This window comes from Paracoccus sp. TRP, from assembly GCF_000185925.1.
Taxonomy (GTDB): Bacteria; Pseudomonadota; Alphaproteobacteria; order Rhodobacterales; family Rhodobacteraceae; genus Paracoccus; species Paracoccus kondratievae.
On record NZ_AEPN01000002.1, the window covers coordinates 25,108 to 44,649 of the forward strand.

16 protein-coding genes and 1 other RNA gene are annotated in these 19,542 nt (G+C 61.7%); 7 read left to right on the forward strand and 10 right to left on the reverse strand.

Annotated features, from left to right (window positions below; all coding sequences use genetic code 11):
- The first annotated feature begins 33 nt into the window (after positions 1-33).
- Both PARACOCCUSGL_RS0101365 and PARACOCCUSGL_RS21175 read left to right on the forward strand, forming a co-directional pair.
- Entirely contained in the window at positions 34-759 is a 726-nt protein-coding gene (locus tag PARACOCCUSGL_RS0101365) for a molecular chaperone DjiA (protein WP_010392303.1), read from the forward strand.
- A gap of 56 nt (positions 760-815) precedes the next feature.
- Positions 816-1,310 (forward strand): hypothetical protein, encoded by a 495-nt coding sequence (locus PARACOCCUSGL_RS21175; protein WP_138918260.1) that lies wholly within the window; start codon positions 816-818, stop codon positions 1,308-1,310.
- Here the strand turns inward: PARACOCCUSGL_RS21175 and PARACOCCUSGL_RS0101375 are convergent.
- The 6 genes from PARACOCCUSGL_RS0101375 to PARACOCCUSGL_RS0101400 all read right to left on the reverse strand — a co-directional run bounded on the left by PARACOCCUSGL_RS0101375 (position 1,307) and on the right by PARACOCCUSGL_RS0101400 (position 8,976).
- Positions 1,307-2,524 carry a glycosyltransferase gene (locus PARACOCCUSGL_RS0101375; RefSeq protein WP_010392305.1) on the reverse strand — a complete coding sequence of 406 codons (1,218 nt, stop codon included), beginning with the start codon at positions 2,522-2,524 and terminating at the stop codon, positions 1,307-1,309. The two genes, PARACOCCUSGL_RS21175 and PARACOCCUSGL_RS0101375, sit on opposite strands and share 4 nt — an antisense overlap.
- Positions 2,521-4,116, reverse strand: coding sequence for an ABC transporter ATP-binding protein (locus tag PARACOCCUSGL_RS0101380; RefSeq protein ID WP_010392306.1), 1,596 nt, complete (start codon positions 4,114-4,116; stop codon positions 2,521-2,523). Before PARACOCCUSGL_RS0101380 ends, PARACOCCUSGL_RS0101375 begins: the two co-directional genes overlap by 4 nt.
- On the reverse strand, positions 4,113-5,219 hold the full coding sequence (locus tag PARACOCCUSGL_RS0101385; RefSeq protein WP_010392307.1) for an ABC transporter permease: 1,107 nt from the start codon (positions 5,217-5,219) through the stop codon (positions 4,113-4,115). The genes PARACOCCUSGL_RS0101380 and PARACOCCUSGL_RS0101385 overlap by 4 nt, the downstream gene beginning before the upstream one ends.
- Positions 5,219-6,358: a microcin C ABC transporter permease YejB gene (locus PARACOCCUSGL_RS0101390; RefSeq protein WP_010392308.1), complete on the reverse strand. Its 1,140-nt coding sequence runs from the start codon at positions 6,356-6,358 to the stop codon at positions 5,219-5,221. The genes PARACOCCUSGL_RS0101385 and PARACOCCUSGL_RS0101390 overlap by 1 nt, the downstream gene beginning before the upstream one ends.
- Positions 6,359-6,401: 43 nt before the next feature.
- Positions 6,402-8,267 (reverse strand): extracellular solute-binding protein, encoded by a 1,866-nt coding sequence (locus PARACOCCUSGL_RS0101395; RefSeq protein ID WP_010392309.1) that lies wholly within the window; start codon positions 8,265-8,267, stop codon positions 6,402-6,404.
- A 181-nt stretch (positions 8,268-8,448) separates the two neighbouring features.
- Positions 8,449-8,976 (reverse strand): cytochrome c family protein, encoded by a 528-nt coding sequence (locus PARACOCCUSGL_RS0101400; protein ID WP_010392310.1) that lies wholly within the window; start codon positions 8,974-8,976, stop codon positions 8,449-8,451.
- 160 nt (positions 8,977-9,136) lie between these two features.
- Here PARACOCCUSGL_RS0101400 and PARACOCCUSGL_RS0101405 point away from each other — a divergent pair, with 160 nt between their 5' ends.
- Positions 9,137-10,018 (forward strand): prephenate dehydratase, encoded by an 882-nt coding sequence (locus PARACOCCUSGL_RS0101405; RefSeq protein ID WP_010392311.1) that lies wholly within the window; start codon positions 9,137-9,139, stop codon positions 10,016-10,018.
- Between the two features lie 46 nt (positions 10,019-10,064).
- On the opposite strand, the gene PARACOCCUSGL_RS0101410 is transcribed toward PARACOCCUSGL_RS0101405, so the two are convergent.
- On the reverse strand, positions 10,065-10,520 hold the full coding sequence (locus tag PARACOCCUSGL_RS0101410; RefSeq protein ID WP_040601626.1) for a hypothetical protein: 456 nt from the start codon (positions 10,518-10,520) through the stop codon (positions 10,065-10,067).
- Between the two features lie 146 nt (positions 10,521-10,666).
- Here PARACOCCUSGL_RS0101410 and PARACOCCUSGL_RS0101415 point away from each other — a divergent pair, with 146 nt between their 5' ends.
- From PARACOCCUSGL_RS0101415 to PARACOCCUSGL_RS0101425, 4 genes are all read left to right on the forward strand, one after another.
- Positions 10,667-12,526: a bifunctional 2',3'-cyclic-nucleotide 2'-phosphodiesterase/3'-nucleotidase gene (locus tag PARACOCCUSGL_RS0101415; RefSeq protein ID WP_029371270.1), complete on the forward strand. Its 1,860-nt coding sequence runs from the start codon at positions 10,667-10,669 to the stop codon at positions 12,524-12,526.
- Between the two features lie 47 nt (positions 12,527-12,573).
- An RNA gene (gene ffs, locus PARACOCCUSGL_RS21350) (signal recognition particle sRNA small type) lies at positions 12,574-12,670 on the forward strand.
- A 61-nt stretch (positions 12,671-12,731) separates the two neighbouring features.
- Positions 12,732-13,628 (forward strand): PfkB family carbohydrate kinase, encoded by an 897-nt coding sequence (locus PARACOCCUSGL_RS0101420; RefSeq protein ID WP_010392317.1) that lies wholly within the window; start codon positions 12,732-12,734, stop codon positions 13,626-13,628.
- On the forward strand, positions 13,625-14,539 hold the full coding sequence (locus PARACOCCUSGL_RS0101425) for a pseudouridine-5'-phosphate glycosidase (RefSeq protein WP_010392319.1): 915 nt from the start codon (positions 13,625-13,627) through the stop codon (positions 14,537-14,539). The genes PARACOCCUSGL_RS0101420 and PARACOCCUSGL_RS0101425 overlap by 4 nt, the downstream gene beginning before the upstream one ends.
- On the opposite strand, the gene PARACOCCUSGL_RS0101430 is transcribed toward PARACOCCUSGL_RS0101425, so the two are convergent.
- From PARACOCCUSGL_RS0101430 to PARACOCCUSGL_RS0101440, 3 genes are all read right to left on the reverse strand, one after another.
- Entirely contained in the window at positions 14,536-15,591 is a 1,056-nt protein-coding gene (locus tag PARACOCCUSGL_RS0101430) for a patatin-like phospholipase family protein (protein WP_010392321.1), read from the reverse strand. The two genes, PARACOCCUSGL_RS0101425 and PARACOCCUSGL_RS0101430, sit on opposite strands and share 4 nt — an antisense overlap.
- Before the next feature lie 142 nt (positions 15,592-15,733).
- Positions 15,734-16,861: a peptide chain release factor 2 gene (gene prfB, locus PARACOCCUSGL_RS0101435; protein WP_010392323.1), complete on the reverse strand. Its 1,128-nt coding sequence runs from the start codon at positions 16,859-16,861 to the stop codon at positions 15,734-15,736.
- A gap of 76 nt (positions 16,862-16,937) precedes the next feature.
- Complete coding sequence (locus PARACOCCUSGL_RS0101440) at positions 16,938-19,475, reverse strand: penicillin-binding protein 1A (protein WP_010392325.1); 2,538 nt, start codon at positions 19,473-19,475, stop codon at positions 16,938-16,940.
- Positions 19,476-19,542 lie beyond the last annotated feature (67 nt).

Below are 19,542 nucleotides of genomic sequence, written 5' to 3' on the forward strand. Positions count from 1 at the left end.
ACTTGGGCTCTCGCCCCCCATAGGCTGCAGGCCATGGAAGCCGCGATCAAAGATCAGAAACACTGCTGCCCCGAACTGCCAAAGCCGCGCAGCTTTTGGCAGCGCATCGCCGACCGGCTGGCGGCGCTGGTCGCCACACACCGACCGGCGACCCCCCCCGAGAAATCGGTTGCTTTCACCATCGCGGTGATCGCGCTGGGGGCGAAGCTTGCCAAGGCCGACGGCACGGTCGCGCGATCCGAAGTGGCGGCCTTTCGTCGCGTCTTTATCATTCCGCGATCCGAGGAAAAGAACGCCGCCCGGGTCTTTGATCTTGCGCGACAGGATGTGGCCGGGTTCGACGCCTGGGCACGGCGGATCGCCCGCATGTTCCCGCCCGGTGACCCGGTGCTGGCCGATGTGGTCGAGGGGCTGTTCATCATCGCCGTCGCCGATACCGACCTGCACGAGGCCGAAATCGTCTTTATTGACGAGGTCGCGCGTATCTTTGGCCTGCCGCCCGAACAGGTGGCGACAATCCGTGCCCGCCACGACCGCAGGCAGGGTTGCCCCTCTTGCGAAGTGCTGGGGATCACGCCCGACACGCCTTTGCCCGAGGCACGGCGGCGATGGCGCGAGCTGGTGCGCGAAAATCACCCGGATCGCGCCCTGGCCCGCGGCCTGCCGCCCGAGGCGATCCGTCTGGCCGAGGCCCGCACCCGCGCACTGAACGAGGCTTGGGATAATTTTCGCAATATGCACAAGGCGTACCCGGCCTGATGGAACCCGGGCGCCGCCCTTCCCGTTTTCTTTCAGAACAGCCAAAGGACCGGGCCATGCGCATCATTATTATTCCCTCGATCATGTGGATGCTGGCCGCACCCGTTGCCCTTGCGCAGGGTTACGAGCCCCCGCTGGCTGACAACCCAGCACCCGAGACCACGCCAGAAGAGGCCCCCCGCACGCTGGAGGAGGGGCTGGAAAACTTTATGCGCAACATGCTGAACGACGCTGAGCCGCTGCTGGATCAGCTGGGCCGGGATATGGGCGATACGTTAAGTGCGGTCACCCCGGTTCTGAAAGATATCGGCAAGCTGATGGATGACGTGCGCAACTATCAGGCCCCCGAACGGCTTGAGAATGGCGATATTCTGATCCGCCGCCGCGCTGATGCGCCGCCGCCTCCGCCAGTTGGCGACGCCCTGCGCGACATGCTGCGCCCCGCGCCCGAAAACGATCCGCGCCTGAACCCGCGCGGCGATGATCCCTTGCGCGCGCCCGAGGTTCCGCCTTTTCCCGAACTGAACCCCGACAGCGAAATCTCGCTTTAAGGCGCGAAGCTCTCGACCCAGTCGATCAGTGCCGGCAGGCTGTGGCGGTGCAGGTCGTAGCCTTGCAAGATCGTCTTGCGCGCCGCTATCTTCAGCCGTTCTGCCTCGGGGTCACCGGCAAGACCGCGGATCAGCGCCGCCTCAAGCGCGGGTTGATCAAAGAAGGGCACCAATCGGCCATTCTCGCCATCACGGATCAGTTCACGCACCGGTTCGGTATCCGAACCGACGATATAACAGCCCGCCGACATCGCTTCGGTCAACGACCAGCTAAGCACAAAGGGATAGGTCAGGTAGCAATGTACCCGGCTGACCTGCAACAGCGCCAGATATTGCAGATAGGGCACGCGGCCAAGAAAATGGATGCGGCTAAGATCAAGCTGGCCATCAAGCTCGGCCAGCAGCTTTTCCTTCCACCCGGGCGCGTCCTTGGGCAGGCCACCGTAGCTGACACCATCCCCACCGACCAGCAGCGCCTGCGCCTCGGGGCGCGCGCGCATCACCTCGGGCAGCGTCCGCATAAAGCGGTGAAAGCCACGATACGGCTCAAGCGAGCGGGACACATAGGTCAGCACCTCGTCACCCGCCCGCAGTTCGCGCCCATCAGGCAGCCGGAATTTCGCCTGCGGATCGGGGCGAACCTTCTCCGTGTTGATACCGTCGTGGATCACCTTCAATTTCTGGCGCAGCTCGGGCGGGAATGAGTTGGCCTGATATTCGGTCGGCGACAGCCCCGCATCCGCCTGCACCAACCCCTGAATCAGATGGGCAGAGCGCGCAATCGTGGTCACCCGGCCTTCATCGCTGCCTGGGCTGATTTCAGGATCAAAGCCGACATCATGGCCACGGGTGCGATACAACAGCTCGGCATAGACAAGCAGTTTGGTTTCGGGCCAGATCTCACGCAGAAACAACGTCTCACCCCAACCGCTGTGGCCGAATATCACATCGGGGGTATAGTGGTGCTGATCCCGCAGCGCCCGGCAGGCGCGCGCGGTCAGCCAGCCGCGATCGGCCATCTCACTGAAGGTCCGGCCCAGCATGGGGGGCAATTTCAAGTCGGCCGGCGCCTTGTAGCGCACAACCTTGACCGGAGAAGCTCGCTGGTTCTTTTCATCCGTCAGGGCCAGCACATGATGGCCACGCGCCGCCAGCGCCGGCGCAAGGTGCAAAAACTGGCCCGGAAAGTTCTGATGGATGAACAGGATTTTCATGCAAGCGTTCTCAGAAAGGCGGCATCAATCAGACGGCGCGTATACTCGTTATGCGGGTTATCAAACACCGCCTCGGTCGTACCCTGTTCGATCACCTCACCTGCGCGCATGACCATGATCTGATGGGACATCGCACGCACAACACGCAAATCATGACTGATAAACAGGTAAGCAAGCCCATGCTTGCGCTGAAGACGGCGCAAAAGCTCGACGATCTGCACCTGCACGGTCATGTCCAGCGCGCTGGTCGGCTCGTCCAGCACCACAAGCTTGGGATTGAGGATCATGGCACGGGCAATCGCAATCCGCTGACGCTGCCCGCCGCTGAATTCATGCGGATAGCGATGCATGGTCGCGGGGTCCAGCCCGACCTCTCGCATGATGGCGTCCACCATCTCGCGCCTGTCGCGGCCCGGCTCGATTCCGTGAACGCCCAGCCCCTCAGAGATGATCTGCTCGATCGTCATCCGGGGCGAAAGACTGCCAAAGGGATCCTGGAACACGATCTGCATGTCGCGACGCAGGCCCCGCAGCGCCCGGCCCGGTAAGGCAGAAATATCGCGCCCCATGTAAAGGATCGGCCCATCGCTTTCGATCAGCCGCATGATTGCCAGCGCAAGCGTGGTCTTGCCGCTGCCCGATTCACCGACGATCCCCAGCGTTTCGCCCGCACGAACCGACAGGGTAGCACCGTTCACCGCCTTCACGTGCCCGACGGTGCGGCGCAGGAAACCACGCTGGATCGGGAACCAGACCTTAAGATCACGGGTCGCCACCACCTCGGGCGGGTCCCCGACCAAAGGCTCGGCCCGGCCCTGAGGCTCGGCCGCAAGCAGCATGCGGGTATATTCGTGCTGGGGATTGGCAAAGATTTCCTCGACCGGCCCCTGCTCGACAATCTCGCCGCCCTTCATCACGCAAACCCGGTCAGCGATGCGGCGCACAAGGCCGAGATCATGGCTGATGAACAGCATCGACAGCCCTTCGGCCGCCTTGAGCTCGGCCAACAGCTCCATGATCTGGGCCTGGATCGTCACGTCCAGCGCCGTGGTCGGTTCATCAGCTATCAAAAGTTCGGGGCCATTCGCCAAGGCCATGGCGATCATCACCCGCTGACGTTGCCCACCTGAAAGCTGATGCGGATAATCGGCAAGCCGGGTTTCGGGGTCACGAATGCCAACCCGGGTCAAAAGCTCGATGATCCGCGCGCGCGCTTCGGCCCCTTTCAGGCTCTGGTGCAGCGCCAGACTTTCTCCAAGCTGCCACTCAAGCGTATGCAGCGGGTTCAGCGAGGTCATCGGCTCTTGGAAAACAAAGCTGATGTCATTGCCACGCACCCGGCGCAGCTCAGCCTCAGAAGCGCCCAGCAGCTCGCGTCCCTCATAACGGACCGAACCCGCGACCTCGGCCGCGTCACCAAGCAACCGCACCGTCGAAAGCGCTGTCACCGACTTACCCGAACCGGATTCGCCGACCAGCGCGACCGTCTCGCCCCGGTTGACGGTAAAGCTCACGCCCTTGACGGCGGGGGTCAGTTGCCCGTCCTGCCGGAATCCCACCCGCAGATCTGTGACTTCCAGAACCGGGGTCATCGGAAGGTCTTTCTTGGGTCAAAGGCGTCGCGCACGCCCTCAAAGATGAACACCAGCAGCGAAAGCATGATCGCAAAGCTGAAAAAGGCGGTAAAACCCAGCCACGGCGCCTGCAGGTTCTGTTTGGCCTGCAAGGCCAGTTCGCCCAGTGAGGGGGCGGAAGTCGGCAGCCCGTAGCCAAGATAGTCGAGCGCGGCCAGAGACGAGATCGTACCGGTGACGACAAAGGGCATCATCGTCAGCGTCGCCACCATGGCATTGGGCAGGATATGGCGGAACATGATCGTGCGGTCATTGACCCCCAACGCCCGCGCCGCCCGGACATATTCAAAGTTGCGCGCCCGCAGAAACTCGGCCCGGACCACGCCGACCAACGCCGGCCAGCCAAACAGGATCGAGACAAAAACCAAAAGCCAGAAGCTGCGCCCAAGGATCGCAAACAGAATAATAATCACGTAAAGCGAAGGCGTTGAACTCCATATTTCAAGTAATCTCTGAAATACGAGGTCCGTACGCCCACCAAAATATCCCTGCACCGCCCCCGCAGCGATTCCCAAAAGTGAGGCGACGACGGTCACGATCATCGTGAACAGGATCGACAGGCGGAAACCATATATGACCCGCGCCAGGACATCGCGCGAGGTGTCATCCGTACCAAGCCAATGCTCGGCATCGGGCGCGCTTGGGGCGGTGCCGACATTATTGATGGTGCGATAATGATAGGGGATCAGCGGCCACAACATCCAGCCACGTTCGATCGCCTCACCGGCAACTTGCCCGGTTTCGCGGGCCTCTTTCTCGGTCGCCTCGGGATCGGCCCAGCACTCTTGTCGCCCACCGGTCCGGATCAGGCATTGCACCCCCGGATCGGTATAGATCGCTTCGGTCCCGAAATCGCCGCCAAAAGCGGTCTCGGGGTAAAAGCGATAGACCGGGAAATACAGCCCGCCCTTGTAGCTGACGAGGATCGGCTTGTCGTTGGCGATAAGCTCAGCAAAAAGCGAGGCCACAAACAGCACTGTAAAGATGATCAGCGACCAGAAAGCGCGTGAATTGCGGCGGAAATTGCGCAGGCGGCGACGGGTCAGTTCAGTCATTGCCATCAGCCGGCCCTCCGCTCGAAGTCGATACGCGGATCAACCAGCACATACATCAGGTCCGACAGGATACCGACCAGAAGGCCCAGCATGCCAAAGACATAAAGCGTGCCAAAGATCACCGGATAATCGCGTTGCACAGCAGCCTCGAACCCCAGCCGCCCGAGCCCATCGAGCGAGAAGATCGTCTCGATCAGGATTGAAGAGCCAAAGAACACACCCAGAAACATCGCGGGAAAGCCGGCGATCACGATCAGCATGGCATTGCGAAAGACATGGCCGTAAAGAACGCGCCCCTCGGTCAGGCCCTTGGCACGGGCGGTCATCACATATTGCTTGTTGATCTCATCCAGAAAGCTGTTCTTGGTCAGCAGCGTCAGCGTGGCAAAGCTTGAGATCGTCGTTGCCGTCACCGGTAGCGCGATGTGCCACAGGTAATCCTTGACCTTGCCCCACAAGCTCAGATCCGCCCAGTTGTCCGAGGTCAGCCCGCGCAGAGGGAATATCTGCCAGTAGCTGCCGCCCGCGAACAGGACCATCAACAACACTGCGAACAAAAAGGCCGGGATGGCATAGCCGACGATGATCGCGCCCGATGTCCATGTGTCGAAAGGCGTGCCGTTGCGGACCGCCTTGCGGATACCCAGCGGGATCGAGATCAGATAGGCGATCAGCGTCGACCATAGCCCCAGCGTGATCGAGACCGGCATTTTTTCCAGCACCAGATCAATCACCGAGATTGAGCGGAAAAAACTGGTCCCGAAATCAAACCGGACATAATTGCCCATCATCACCAGAAAGCGTTCGGCCGCCCCGATCTTTTCTTTGCTGCATTCGGGGGATTTCAGATCCGGTTCGCCCTGATGGGCCGGCGAGCAGGTGATACGGGCAAAGCCCATCTGAACCTCAAGCTGGTCCAAAAGCTCGGGCGGGATACCGCGGGCACCAGCATATTCGCTGCTTTGCGCTGCCTCACCCCCGCCGCCGGTAATGTTGCGCAGCGCATCGCCCTCGCCCTGAACGCGGGCAATGATCTGTTCGATCGGGCCGCCCGGAACGAATTGCGTCAGGGTAAAGTTGACCAGCATGATGCCGATCAGCGTGGGTATGATCAGCAACAAGCGCCGCAGGATATAGGCTGCCATCCGTCCCCTTGCTCCGCCTGATCCGCGCCAGCCCTTGCGGGCCCTAGCGCAGCACGCCGGATTGTTTCAGCTTTGCTGCCTTATCCGCGTCATACCACCAGAAATCAAGCTCACCCAACGCATGGGGCGGCAGGGTGTCGGGGTGACCAAAGATATCATAATAGGCGACGGTATGGGCAGCCTTGTACCATTGCGGCACCCAAAAGCGCAACGCGCGCAGGCTGCGGTCCAGCGCATGGGCGACGGTGATCATCTCGTCCTGCGTGGTCGCCTCGATCCCTTTCTGGATCAGCGTATCTATGGCCGGGTTGGCCAGCCCCATCAGGTTGAACACATCGCCCACGTTTTCCGAACCAAAGGTCTGCTCGGTATCGCCGCTAAGAAAATAGCCCTGCGCCATATGGGTGGTCGCAAGGTCAAAGTCATGGCTGCGGGTACGCGCCGTCAGCTGGGCGTCATCAACACGCAGGTTCACCGCATCAATGCCGATGGCGCGCAGGTTCCGGACATAGGGGTTGATCACGCGGTCAAAGGTGGCGCTGTCGTTCAGGAACTCAAGCCGCAGCACCTCGCCCTTGGCATTGCGTCGCATTCCGTCGCTGCCGACCGTCCAGCCAGCCTCATCCAGCAGCTTTGCCGCCTGCCGCATGTTCCTGCGGTCAAGCTGGGTCTTACCCGAAACCGGCTGGACCACCGCATCATCGGTCAGCACGCCAGGCGGCAGGTCCTTGGCCAGTGGCTCAAGCAGCGCCAGTTCGGCAGGAGCAGGCTTGCCCTGCGCCATCAATGGGCTGTTGTCCCAAGGCGAGTTCACCCGCGTGTAAAGCCCGTAGAACAGCGTCTCATTCGACCATTCAAAATTGAACATCAGCGCGATGGCCTCACGCACGCGGATGTCCTGAAACTTGGGTCGACGCAGGTTAAAGACCCACCCCTGACCGTTGGAGATATCGCCGTTCGCCAGTTCTTCCTTTTTGACAGCCCCGGACTGAAAGTTCGGAAAATCATAGCGCGTCGCCCAGTGGATCGAGCTTGCCTCGTTGCGGAAAGTATAGACCCCGGCCTTGAATGCCTCAAAGGCGCTGTCGTAATCGCTGAAGTATTCGATGCGGATGCGGTCAAAGTTGTGCCGCCCGACATTGATCGGCAGGTCTTTGCCCCAATAGTCAGGATTGCGCCTGAAGGTGATTGAGCGCCCCATATCCGCCCGGTCGAACATATAGGGGCCCGAGCCGACAAAGGGGATGGTGCTCGACTGTTCGATGTCGCGCTTGTTCTTGCGGAAATCCTCGCGCGAAAAGACGATCTGACCGCCGACCGACTGGATCACGTCACGGCGCGGATAGCCGGGCTGAAAGATGAACTTGATCGTGTGATCGTCAATCACCTCGGCCTTGGCGACGATCTTGGCGATGACCGTGCGATAAGATGACAGGCCCTTGTCGCGCAACAGTTCGAACGAAAACAGCACGTCATGGGCGGTCAAAGGCGTACCGTCGGAAAATTTGGCCTCGGGTCGCAGATGAAAGATCACCCAGTCGCGGCTTTCGGGATATTCGATCGTCTCGCAAAGCAGGCAATAGGCGGTGCCGATCTCATCCGCCACGCCCTCCATCAACGGCTCCAGCATGGCGTTCGACAAAAGCGCCGCCCGGCCGCGATGGGTATAGGGGTTGTAACTGTCAAACCCGCCCGAGAACCATTCCGAGATCTCGCCCCCCTTGGGCGCATCCGGGTTCACATAACGCAGATGCTTGAAATCGGCAGGAAGCTCGGGCTCACCGAAAACCGAAATGCCGTGCGAAACGATGGTTCCAGAGGCCTGCGGCTCTTGGGCAAGGGACCAGCCGGGCATCAGCGCCAGGGCCAGTGCAACCATCGGGGCATGTCGCAGAATGGGCATTTTCATCGGGTCTTGGTGATCCTTGTTTTGGCTTGCTCGGGCATGTCGCCACCTTTGCACCAAGGCTAGCAGTCCGCGTGCACGGTTCAACATGCAAATGCGTGAGCGGGGGACCATATGCCGCAACAGGCAAGCAAAAAGGGCGCCCCGCGGGACGCCCTGCACTGTGATCCAGCTTGTCTGACGCTTACTGCTGGGACTGCAGATAGGCAATCAGGTTGGCGCGATCCTGAACCTTGGGCAGACCGGCGAAAGCCATCTTGGTGCCTTTGACTACCGATTTGGGGTTGGTCAGGAATTCCTGCAACGCCTCGGGGGTCCAGTCCCCGCCATGCGCCTTCATCCCGTCCGAATAGTTAAAGCCCGAGATGCTGGCCACCGCACGACCAACCACACCGTTCAGGTGCGGGCCGGTGCCATCGGTGCCGTCGAGCTTGTGGCAGGCCTTGCATTTGCCAAAGACCTTTTCACCAGCCGCAGCATCGGCCGAGGCCAGAACGGTTGCGAAATCGGGACCTTCCTCGGCTGCCGGCTCGGATTCGCCTCCGGTCTCTTCAACGGGGATAGTATAGGCCTGAGCGTGCTCCCCTTCACCACCGTGACCCGAGGACGCGATGTTATAGATGCTCGAAGCCGCCCAGTTCATCAGCAAAAGGAACAGAAGAGCGCCGATGAGCGCACCGGCGGCCTTGGTGACGGTCATGGTATCGAACATGTCTGCGGATCCCTTGGGTCTGTCCGTGGATTTGGGCGTATCTACCCGCTTTTGTTTCGCCGGTTCAAGGTATAGTTGTCGCTTGCGCAGCACAAATCAGGCGGAATGACCGCCCGGACACAGGGTCCACGCGACGGCCCTGCAAGCGAAGGTGTGACAGATGACCCAGGCAACAACCCAGAACGTAATCGCATTCCAGGGCGAGCCGGGCGCCTATAGCCATCAGGCTTGCCGCCATTATCGCCCGCAGATGGAGGCACTTCCCTGCCGCACCTTTGAGGACACGATCGAGGCGGTACGCAGCGGCCGCGCCGAACTGGCGATGCTGCCGGTCGAGAACTCGACCTATGGCCGGGTCGCAGACATCCATCACCTGCTGCCCGAAAGCGGGCTGCATATCATCGACGAAGGCTTTGTTCGGGTGCAGATCAGCCTGCTGGCGGTGCCGGGCACGAAGCTTGCCCAGGTCACCGATGCGATGAGCCATCCGGTTCTGCTGGGCCAATGCCGTGGATTTCTGCGTCGTCACAGCATCCATGGTGTGGTCGGCGCCGATACCGCAGGCTCGGCCCATGAGGTCGCGCGCCGGGGAGAGCCCTCGCTTGCCGCGCTCGCCTCGCCGCTCGCAGGCGAAATCTACGGGCTTGAAGAGCTGGCCTCGGGAATCGAAGACCGCCAGAACAACACCACCCGCTTTCTGATCATGTCGCGCTCACCCGATTTCTCCCGCCGCGCGAACAGCCAGGGCGGGACAACCATGGTCACCAGCTTTGTCTTTCGGGTGCGCAACATCCCCGCCGCGCTTTACAAAGCTCTTGGCGGCTTTGCGACCAACGGCGTCAACATGACCAAGCTGGAAAGCTATATGGTGGACGGCATTTTCACCGCCACCCAGTTCTACGCAGATATCGAAGGGCACCCCGAGGATCCGCCTGTCGCCCGCGCGCTGGAAGAGCTTGATTATTTTACCTCCAGCCTGAACATCCTTGGGGTCTATCCTGCCGATCCGTTGCGCGCGACACAGACTCAAGCGGCTGAGTGACCGCGCCTAAGCGAGCCCAAAGCAGGGCCGGCAGATTCAGCCGGCCCTAGGTATTCGCGATCAGATAGGTGACCAGATCGCCCACATGACGGGCGAATTTGCGATCCAGCTGAGACTTGCCCAGCTTGGCGGTTTGCAACAGGATGCGCGCCTTCATGCCACGCGGCTGGGCCTCGGTTTCAAACAGCAGCCGTGACTTTGTCCGGGTCAACGCCACGACTGTCATGCGGATGGACAGGTTGAACTGATCCGAGCTCCCCTCAAGTGTCAGCGCTTCAGGCGGATCAAACTGCGTCAGTTCAAGCACCATCTCGCGGTGATGGGCGCGCCAGTCGAACCCCAGTTGCCAGCGCATGCCAACAGCCGTCCCGGCAAGCCTGTCCTGCCGACGCAGATCAACGCCACGACGAACCAAAAGCCGCTCGATGGCCTTGAAGTTGCTGACGGCGCGAAACAGATCCTCCGCAGCAAGGTCCATGTCTTGTCGGGTAGAAAATTTCATTGGCGATCCGGTCAGGCAGCTGGAATGTTGCTAACAGATTCATTCCATGCTGCGCCATGGCATGCAAGACCACCCAATGGGACATCCGTTTAAATTTATTACAATCTTAGGTTGTATTAATTTGATATTGTCTACATCCATGCGGCATGACGCGCCACAGCCCCCCACCCGATCCACCGCCTGCCACCGGTACCATATCCGTGCGCGTGATGGCGACGACGGATCTGCATATGCACCTGTTCGGATACGATTATTTAGCTGATCGTCCCTCGGGCAAGATCGGGCTTTCCCGGGTTGCGGCGCTGATCTGGCAAGCTCGGCGTGAAGCGGCCAATTGTCTGCTTTTCGACAATGGCGACAGCCTGCAAGGTAACCCGCTGGGCGATTATCTGGCCGAGACCGGAACGATCAGCCCACGTCACCTTCACCCTGCTATCGAAACGCTGAATGCGCTGCAATATGACGCGGCGACACTTGGCAATCACGACTTCGCCTTTGGCACCGATTTCCTGCGCCGCGTGCTTGAGGGCGCCAGTTTCCCCTTTGTCGCCAGCAATATGCGGGCAAGGCGAGCCCTGCCGATTCTCCCCCACCTTTTGCTGAACCGCAGCTTTCGCGATGACTTGGGCAAGCTGCACCAACTGCGCATAGGGGTCCTGGGCTTTCTGCCACCGCAAACCGTCGCATGGGAACCGGCGCTGCAATCGGAAATCACTGTCGAGGATATCCTGACAGCAGCCCAATCGGGCACTGCCGTGCTGCAGCAGCAAGGCGCGGATCTGATCGTGGCGCTGGCGCACAGCGGTATCGGCGCGCTGGCACCAAATCCGATGATGGAGAATGCGGCCACCGCACTCGCTGCCATGCCAGGAATAGATGTGGTGATCGCGGGGCATACGCATCGCGTTTTTCCCTCACCCGATCATCCGCAGGGGCCGGGGATCGATAGCGTCAGGGGCACGCTTGCCGGAAAGCCTGCTGTCATGCCGGGCTTTTGGGGTTCGCATCTGGGGCTGATTGATTTGCGGCTGAAACGCTGTGATCAGGGCTGGCACATCGCCGATTTCACCTGCCACGCCCAGCCGGTCGGACCAGAGGATGATCATCACTCTGTCACTGCGCCTGCACTGTCGGCCCATCACCAGACCCTGCGCCACCTGCACCGCCGCATCGGCCGCACCAGCCAACCGCTCAGCAGCTACTTTGCCCTGATCGGAGAGGACCCCGGCCTGCGTCTTGTCACCATGGCACAGCGCTGGCATGTGCGCCGTGCGCTTGCCGGTACGCCATGGCAGGATCTGCCGATCCTGTCAGCGGCCGCACCCTTTCGCGCCGGTGGTCGGGGCGGGCCACAGCATTACACCGATGTTCCGGCAGGACAGCTGACCCTGCGCAGCATTGCTGATCTATATCTGTTTCCGAATCGGATCTGCGCGCTCAGGCTGACCGGGGCCGAACTTATCGACTGGCTGGAACGTTCGGCGAGCCTTTTCCTGCAGGTCCAGCCGGGATTGCCGGACCAGCCACTGATCGACCCTGATTTCCCTAGCTATAATTTCGATGTCGTCGACGGGCTCGACTGGCAGATCGATCTGAGCCAGCCGCCTCGCTACGCGCCGGACGGCCGGCTTGCCCATCCCGATTCGCAGCGCATCTCGGGGCTGCGTCATCGTGGCCAGCCGGTTGCGCCCGACCAGCCGTTCATTCTGGCGACGAACAGCTTTCGACTGTCGGATTGCGGGCTTTTCGCCGGGGTGGCAGCGGGACGGCCGGTGTTGCTGGACAGCGGCGCACGCACCCGCGAGGTGCTGCGCCGCTATGTCGCGCTGCAAAAGGTGCTGACGCTTGACCCGCAAAACGGGTGGAGCTTTCGCGCCCTGCCCGGCACCTCGGTCCTGTTCGAGACAGGCCCCGCTGCCGCGCAACATCTGGACGGACTGTCACGGCAGGTCGAGATTGTGGGATTGGGTCCTGATGGTTTCCTGCAGCTGCGCCTGCACCTTTGACTGGCAAGCCGCTTGCATCCCGCCGCGCCCGCGCCTATCTAGGCGGCGAGAGGTTGGCGCGGGCGAGCGCCTCGCCAACCCGGTCAGGTCCGGAAGGAAGCAGCCGTAACGAGTCCCGCTTGGGTCGCTGTCCAGCCTCTCACCCTCTTTCCCCTTCCCCCGCAAGTCGTTAGCTTCCGCCGCGCAACTGTCCGAAGGCCGGCCCATGACCATCCCTCCCCGCATTCTTTGCCTCGGCGCGATGCTGTGGGATGTGATCGGCCATAGTGCCACCAGAATTGAGCCGGGCGACGACCTGCCCGGCCGGATCACCCGACAGCCGGGCGGCGTGGCGCTGAATGTGGCGCTGGCGCTGGCGCGGCAAGGGCTAGCCCCCGCCATGCTGGCCGCCATCGGCCGGGATGCGCCCGGCGATGCACTGATCGTTGAGGCACAAGGGCGCGGTGTCGACACACGCTGGCTTTACCGCGATGATGGCTTTGAAACCGATAGCTATATCGCCATTGAAAGCCCCGACGGGCTGGTCGCGGCGATTGCCGATGCCCGCGCGCTTGAGACTGCGGGCGGTGCTATTCTTGCCCCTCTGCGCGATGGCCGGCTGGGCGATGTCGCACGGCCATGGCAGGGAACATTGGTCATTGACGGCAATCTGACTGCCGAGATTCTGGCCGGGATCGCAGATGATCGCTGCCTCGCCGGGGCCGATCTGCGCATCGTGCCAGCAAGCCCCGACAAAGCCCCAAGATTGCAACAGCTGATCACCCATCCGCGTGCCACCTTCCATCTGAACCGCGCCGAAGCCGAGATGCTGGCCGGACGTACCTTTGACCATGCACTGGATGCAGCCGAAGCCGTCGTCGCGCTGGGTGCGCGTCGCGTGCTCGTCACCGATGGCCCCCGTCCCGCCGCCGATGCCGCTCGCGGGGAACCGGGTCTTAGCAAGGCCCCGCCTCCGCTTGCCACCCGCCGCGTTACCGGCGCAGGCGACACATTTCTTGCCGCCCATCTGGCCGCTGAATTGCGCGGCGCCGACCGGGCCAAAGCCCTGGAGTGCGCGCTATCCGCCGCCTCTGCCCATGTTTCAGGAAAGGACCTGCCATGAAGTCGCTGATCGCGCTTTCTCCCGAAGTTTCGCAAGCTCTGGCCGACAACCGCCCGATCGTCGCGCTGGAATCGACCATCATCACCCATGGCATGCCCTATCCGCAAAACCTTGAGGTCGCGCAGAAGGTCGAGGCCGTGGTGCGCGAATCGGGCGCCGTACCCGCCACCATCGCAGTGATGGGCGGGCGCATCCGCATCGGACTGGATGCCGAGGCGCTGGAGGCGCTGGCCTCGACCCCGTCGGCCGATGTGATGAAACTGTCCCGCGCTGATCTGGCCGCCTGCCTTGCGCTGGGACGGACCGGTGCGACCACCGTGGCCGCGACGATGATCTGCGCCCATCTTGCAGGAATTCGCGTCTTTGCCACCGGCGGCATCGGCGGGGTCCATCGCGGTGCCGAAAGCAGCTTTGACATCTCGGCAGACCTGCAAGAACTGGCGCAAAGCCCGGTCACAGTCGTCGCCGCAGGGGCAAAGGCCATCCTTGATCTGCCCAAAACGCTGGAGGTTCTTGAAACCCTGGGCGTGCCGGTCATCGCTTATGGCCAAGATCAGCTTCCAGCGTTCTGGTCGCGCGAATCGGGACTGGCTGCACCACTGCGCATCGACGACCCCGCCCAGATCGCTGCGGCCGCCCGTCTGCGCGGTGAACTGGCCCTTGCTGGCGGTCAGCTGGTCGTGAACCCGATCCCTGCCGAAGCAGAGATCCCGCGCGCCGAAATGATTCCCGTCGTCGAACAGGCCCTTGCCGAAGCCGAGACCCAGGGCATCGCCGCCAAAGAGGTCACGCCCTTCCTGCTGCAACGCATTTTTGAGCTGACCGATGGCCGGTCGCTTGACGCAAATATTGCGCTGGTGCTGAATAACGCGCGGCTGGCCTCGCAAATCGCCGCGGCCATGGCCGGCTAACGGCGACCGAAAATCTGTGACAGATCGTAAGAGTCGCGCTCGCCAATACAGGCCGCATCGCTGGCAAGAAAGCGATCGGCCGCCTGAACCCCGGCGTCATGCAATTGCTGCAAGAGGCCGGGCTGCGGGATCAGCTTGGTACTCGCGGACAGCGAATTCATCAGCTCTTCGTCCATGATGCTATGCAACAGGACGTTCTTCATCGGGCGTCCGGTCAGCCGGTCCTCAGCGAACAGACGCTTGACGAAGTTGATCGCGCGCAGCTCGGCCAATAGCGAGGCGTTAAAGCTGATCTCGTTCACACGGTCCTGAATCTCGGCAGGTGTCTTGGGGATCGCATCACGCAGCATGGGATTGATATTAACGATGACAATGTCGCGCGGCAGGTCCGGGCGATAAAGCGGGAACAGCGCCGGATTACCCGAATAGCCGCCGTCCCAATAGGCTTCGCGCCGGCCAGTAGCGGGGTCGTCAATCTCGACCGCGCGGAACAGTTCAGGCAGACAGGCCGAGGCCAAAATCGTCTGCACCGTCACCTCGGCCCCGCCAAAGACCCGCACCAGACCCGTGCGCACATTGGTGGCGGTGACAAAGAACGCGGGGCCCTCTTCGCGTCCCAGACGGGGGTGGGGCATGCCGCACAGGATGGATTCAAGCGGGTTGGAATAGAACGGCCCGCTGTCATAGGGGCTGAATACCCGTGTCAGAGACTCAAGCCAGGCGATGGGCGAGAAAAGCTCGGTCAGCCGCTGCCATGCACGCGGGACGGGGAACATCGAATAAAGCCAGCGCACCATCGAGTTGTCGCTGACCTGCGCGACCTGCGACCAGACATAGGCAAGGTTTTGCCGCGCCGCCTCGCGTCCGCGTTTGCCCGGACCACAGGACAGCCCCGCAGCCAGCGCCGCACCGTTCAGCGCCCCGGCCGAAGTGCCGCTGATGCCACGAATCTCGATCCCCGGCTCATCCAGTAGCCGGTCGAGTACGCCCCAGGAAAAAGCACCGTGTGCGCCGCCGCCCTGTAGCGCAAGATTAATCCGCTTAACGTCCATCTTTACCCCACATTCCATGCCCGCAGCAGATCATGCCGCAGCGCGGCACCAGACTGCGGCATTTCCGGGCAGAAAGAAAGCCTGGGGCGTGGAGCGCGGGAATGCGCGGCTTGCAGGTGGTTATCGGGCCAGGCCGGGCGGGTCAGTCGTCAGCCTGAGCCTGAGCCCGCGATTTACCCGCCACATCCAGCGCCAGCGTAGCCGCCATGAAGGCGTCCAGATCACCGTCAAGCACCCCTTGCGTATCCGAGGTCTCGTAGCTGGTGCGCAGATCTTTCACCATCTGATAGGGATGCAGCACATAAGAGCGGATCTGGTTGCCCCAGCCCGCATCCCCCTTTGCCTCGTGCTGGGCGTTGATCGCGGCGTTGCGCTTATCAAGTTCAAGCTGATACAGCCGCGCCTTCAGGGCCGCCATGGCATTGGCGCGGTTCTGGTGTTGCGACTTTTCCGAGCTGGTCACAACGATGCCCGTCGGCAGGTGGGTGATACGCACCGCCGAATCGGTGGTGTTGACGTGCTGACCACCGGCCCCGGAGGACCGATAGGTGTCGATGCGGATTTCGTTATCGGGAATCACGATCTCGATATTGTCATCGACTACCGGATAAACCCAGACCGAGCTGAACGAGGTGTGCCGCCGTGCCGCCGAATCATAGGGCGAAATGCGCACAAGCCGGTGCACACCCGATTCCGACTTGAGCCAGCCATAGGCATTCGGTCCTGAGATCTTATAGGCAGCCGAACGAATGCCCGCCTCTTCGCCCGGCGTTTCGGACAAAAGCTCGACGTTATAGCCTTTCTTCTCGGCCCAGCGGACATACATCCGTGCCAGCATCGAGGCCCAGTCCGCGCTCTCGGTGCCGCCTGCCCCGGCGTTGATTTCCAGGAAGGTATCGTTGCCGTCAGCCTCACCGTTCAGCAGCGCCTCAAGTTCTTTCTGCTGGGCCAGTTCGACCAGCTCTTTCAGCGCGGTTTCGGCGTCCGTGACAACCTCGGTATCGCCCTCGGCCTCGCCAAGTTCGATCAGTTCGATGTTGTCCTTAAGCTCGGTCTCGATACGGCGATAGGTCTCGACCGCGTCAGACAGCATCTGGCGGTCACGCATGAGCTTTTGCGCTCGGGCAGGGTCGGACCAGATATCGCCCGCCTCGATCATGGCGTTCAGCTCTTCCAGCCGATGTGGCGCGGTCTCCCAGTCCATACGCTGACCTAGCAGTTTCAGCGATTTGCGGATCGCCTCGATGGTGGCTTGGGTTTCGGCGCGCATCAGCACTCTCTGGGTTCGGTTTTCAGGTCAGGGCAGGACAAATAACGCGGGCAGCGTCCGGCGGCAAGCACCGGACCTAATAGAGCCCGCCCGAGGACAGCGTGCCGAAATCGGCTTTTTTCGGGATCACCTTTTTCTTGCCGGTCGAGGTGGTCACCGCCTGCCCGCTGTCGCGGCCAGAGGTAAAGAGCGGCAGCGTGGCCGGGTCGGCGCGACCAAAGCCGCCGTCGATCATGGCGATGCCGGTCAGGTCCTGACCATCGCGGAAATATTCGGCAATCACGTTGTCGCCCTTGGCATCCGGGCCAAGGATCGCACCGGTGAAGCGATCGATGTTGACGAAGTGGCCGCCCGGAGGAACCTTGAAGGCGGTGCCGCCAAATTCCTTGACCGCCTCTTTCATGAACTCGTTGAAGACTGGCACGCAAAGCGTACCGCCATAGGCATTCGAACCCAGCGTACGCGGCTGGTCATAGCCAAGGTAGCAGCCGGCAACGATGTTCGAGGTAAAGCCAATGAACCACACATCCTTGGCGTCATTGGTGGTCCCGGTCTTGCCCGCAACCGGCACCGGCAGGCTGACGCCACGCCCCGAACCGCGCTTGACGACGCCTTCCAGCATCGAGGTCAGCTGATAGGCAGTAATCGCGTCCATCACCCGTTCGCGGTTCGACCGGATCTCGGGCGCCGCACCCGGAGGCAGGTTCGGCTGGCCACAGGTCACGCACTCGCGGTGATCATGGCGATAAATCGTGCGACCGCGACGGTCCTGCACACGGTCGACCAGCGTCGGCTCCACCCGCTCACCACCGTTAGCGAACATGGCATAGGCGGCAACCATCTTGAACAGAGTCGTTTCCTGCGCGCCAAGGCTGTTGGCAAGAAAATGACCAAGGTGGTCATAGACCCCGAATTTCTCGGCATATTTCGCCACCGTATCCATCCCGATATCCTGGGCGATACGGATGGTCATCAGGTTGCGCGACTGTTCGATCCCGGTGCGCATCGGCGTCGGGCCATAGAACCTGCCGCTGGCGTTCTTGGGCGTCCACAGACCTTGCGGCGTGTTCACGGTGATCGGCTCGTCCACGACGATGGTCGCGGGGTTGAACCCCGAATCCAGCGCCGCCGCATAGACAAAAGGCTTAAAGCTTGACCCCGGCTGGCGCAGTGCCTGCGTGGCACGGTTAAAGACCGAACTTTGATAGCTGAAGCCACCCTGCATCGCGATAACGCGGCCGGTATTGACGTCCATGGCCATGAAACCGCCCTGCACCTCGGGCACCTGCCGCAGGGTCCAGCGGATAAAGCTGCCATCGCTGTCGCTGGTCATCTGGCGGACCAGCACCACATCGCCAACCTCAAGCAGGTCCGAGGCGACCCGCGCCTTTGGCCCCAGCTTGCCGTCCGCCAGCCGCTTGCGCGCCCATTGGACGTCCTTGGCGGGAATGGTGGCCGTGCCCTCGTGATCCTCGATGCCGATCGTGGCGTCGGTATCGCCCAAAGACAGGACAACGGCGGGGAACCAGCCCTCAATATCGCGCGGCACGCGGGCATCACCCAAAGCCTCGCGCCATTGCTGTTCGCTGCCCAACTGCCCGGCCGGGATCCTGACGCGGGTGCCGCGCCAGACGCCGCGGCCACGGTCGTATTTCTCAAGCGCCTGCTGCAGCGCGCGTGCGGCGACCTTTTGCAGCCTGGGATCGACGGTTGCCCGGATGGCCAGACCGCCGCCAAAAAACTCATCCTCACCGAATTGCGCAGAAAGCTGGCGGCGAATCTCGTCGGTGAAATAATCCCGCGACGGCAATTGCTGCTGGAAGGCCGGGAAATCACCGTTCTGAACCGAGCGCAACGGCAGTTTCGATTCCGATTCGTAAGTCGCTTGATCTATATAGCCGTTCTGCCACATCTCGCGCAGGACATAGTTGCGCCGCTCGGTAAGCGCCTCTTTGGCACGGACAGGATGATAGCGTCCGGGCGCCTTGGGCATAGCAGCAAGCGTCGCCGCCTCATGCGGGGCAAGCTCGGTAAGGGGCTTGTTGAAATAGCTTTGCGCCGCCGCCGCGACACCAAAGCTGTTCTGGCCCAGAAAAATCTCGTTCAGGTAAAGCTCAAGGATCTGGTCCTTGGTCAGCGTCGATTCCAGCCGCGTGGCGAGAATCAGCTCCTTGATCTTGCGCTCGACGCTGCGGTCGCTGGAAAGCAGAAAGTTCTTCATCACCTGCTGGGTGATGGTCGAGGCGCCGCGCAGGTTGCGCCCGCCCGAGCTGATCGCATCCAGCAAAGCCTTGCCCATCCCCATCGGGTCAAAGCCGTGATGGCTATAGAAATGTTTGTCCTCGGCACTGATGAAGGCTTGCTTCACCAGCGACGGAATCTCGTCAATCGGCACAAAGATGCGGCGTTCTTCGGCGAATTCGTCGATCAGCCTGCCCTCGGCGGAATAAATCCGGCTGATGGTCTTGGGCGCATATTGCGCCAATTGCTCATGACTCGGCAGGTCGCGGGAATACATCCAGAACACCGCCCCGACAGTCAGGGCGATGAAGAAAACGGCGGTCACGAGCCAGGAAAAGATCGCACCGATAAAAGACAGCAGGAAGCGCAGCAATGGGCAAGCCTCTGGGGATAACGAGCGTCTCTATAGACAGGCGGGCCGCGCCCGTCAAAGCAACCTT

Excerpts from the sequence above, each read along its gene's own strand:
- PARACOCCUSGL_RS0101430 (WP_010392321.1), bottom strand. The coding sequence starts at position 15,591 with ATGGACGTTAAGCGGATTAATCTTGCGCTACAGGGCGGCGGCGCACAC.
- PARACOCCUSGL_RS0101395 (WP_010392309.1), bottom strand. The coding sequence starts at position 8,267 with ATGAAAATGCCCATTCTGCGACATGCCCCGATGGTTGCACTGGCCCTG.
- PARACOCCUSGL_RS0101390 (WP_010392308.1), bottom strand. The coding sequence starts at position 6,358 with ATGGCAGCCTATATCCTGCGGCGCTTGTTGCTGATCATACCCACGCTG.
- PARACOCCUSGL_RS0101405 (WP_010392311.1), top strand. The coding sequence starts at position 9,137 with ATGACCCAGGCAACAACCCAGAACGTAATCGCATTCCAGGGCGAGCCG.
- PARACOCCUSGL_RS21175 (WP_138918260.1), top strand. The coding sequence starts at position 816 with ATGCGCATCATTATTATTCCCTCGATCATGTGGATGCTGGCCGCACCC.
- PARACOCCUSGL_RS0101400 (WP_010392310.1), bottom strand. The coding sequence starts at position 8,976 with ATGTTCGATACCATGACCGTCACCAAGGCCGCCGGTGCGCTCATCGGC.
- PARACOCCUSGL_RS0101385 (WP_010392307.1), bottom strand. The coding sequence starts at position 5,219 with ATGGCAATGACTGAACTGACCCGTCGCCGCCTGCGCAATTTCCGCCGC.
- prfB (WP_010392323.1), bottom strand. The coding sequence starts at position 16,861 with ATGCGCGCCGAAACCCAAGCCACCATCGAGGCGATCCGCAAATCGCTG.
- PARACOCCUSGL_RS0101415 (WP_029371270.1), top strand. The coding sequence starts at position 10,667 with ATGACGCGCCACAGCCCCCCACCCGATCCACCGCCTGCCACCGGTACC.
- PARACOCCUSGL_RS0101365 (WP_010392303.1), top strand. The coding sequence starts at position 34 with ATGGAAGCCGCGATCAAAGATCAGAAACACTGCTGCCCCGAACTGCCA.
- PARACOCCUSGL_RS0101410 (WP_040601626.1), bottom strand. The coding sequence starts at position 10,520 with ATGAAATTTTCTACCCGACAAGACATGGACCTTGCTGCGGAGGATCTG.
- PARACOCCUSGL_RS0101375 (WP_010392305.1), bottom strand. The coding sequence starts at position 2,524 with ATGAAAATCCTGTTCATCCATCAGAACTTTCCGGGCCAGTTTTTGCAC.
- PARACOCCUSGL_RS0101380 (WP_010392306.1), bottom strand. The coding sequence starts at position 4,116 with ATGACCCCGGTTCTGGAAGTCACAGATCTGCGGGTGGGATTCCGGCAG.
- PARACOCCUSGL_RS0101420 (WP_010392317.1), top strand. The coding sequence starts at position 12,732 with ATGACCATCCCTCCCCGCATTCTTTGCCTCGGCGCGATGCTGTGGGAT.
- PARACOCCUSGL_RS0101425 (WP_010392319.1), top strand. The coding sequence starts at position 13,625 with ATGAAGTCGCTGATCGCGCTTTCTCCCGAAGTTTCGCAAGCTCTGGCC.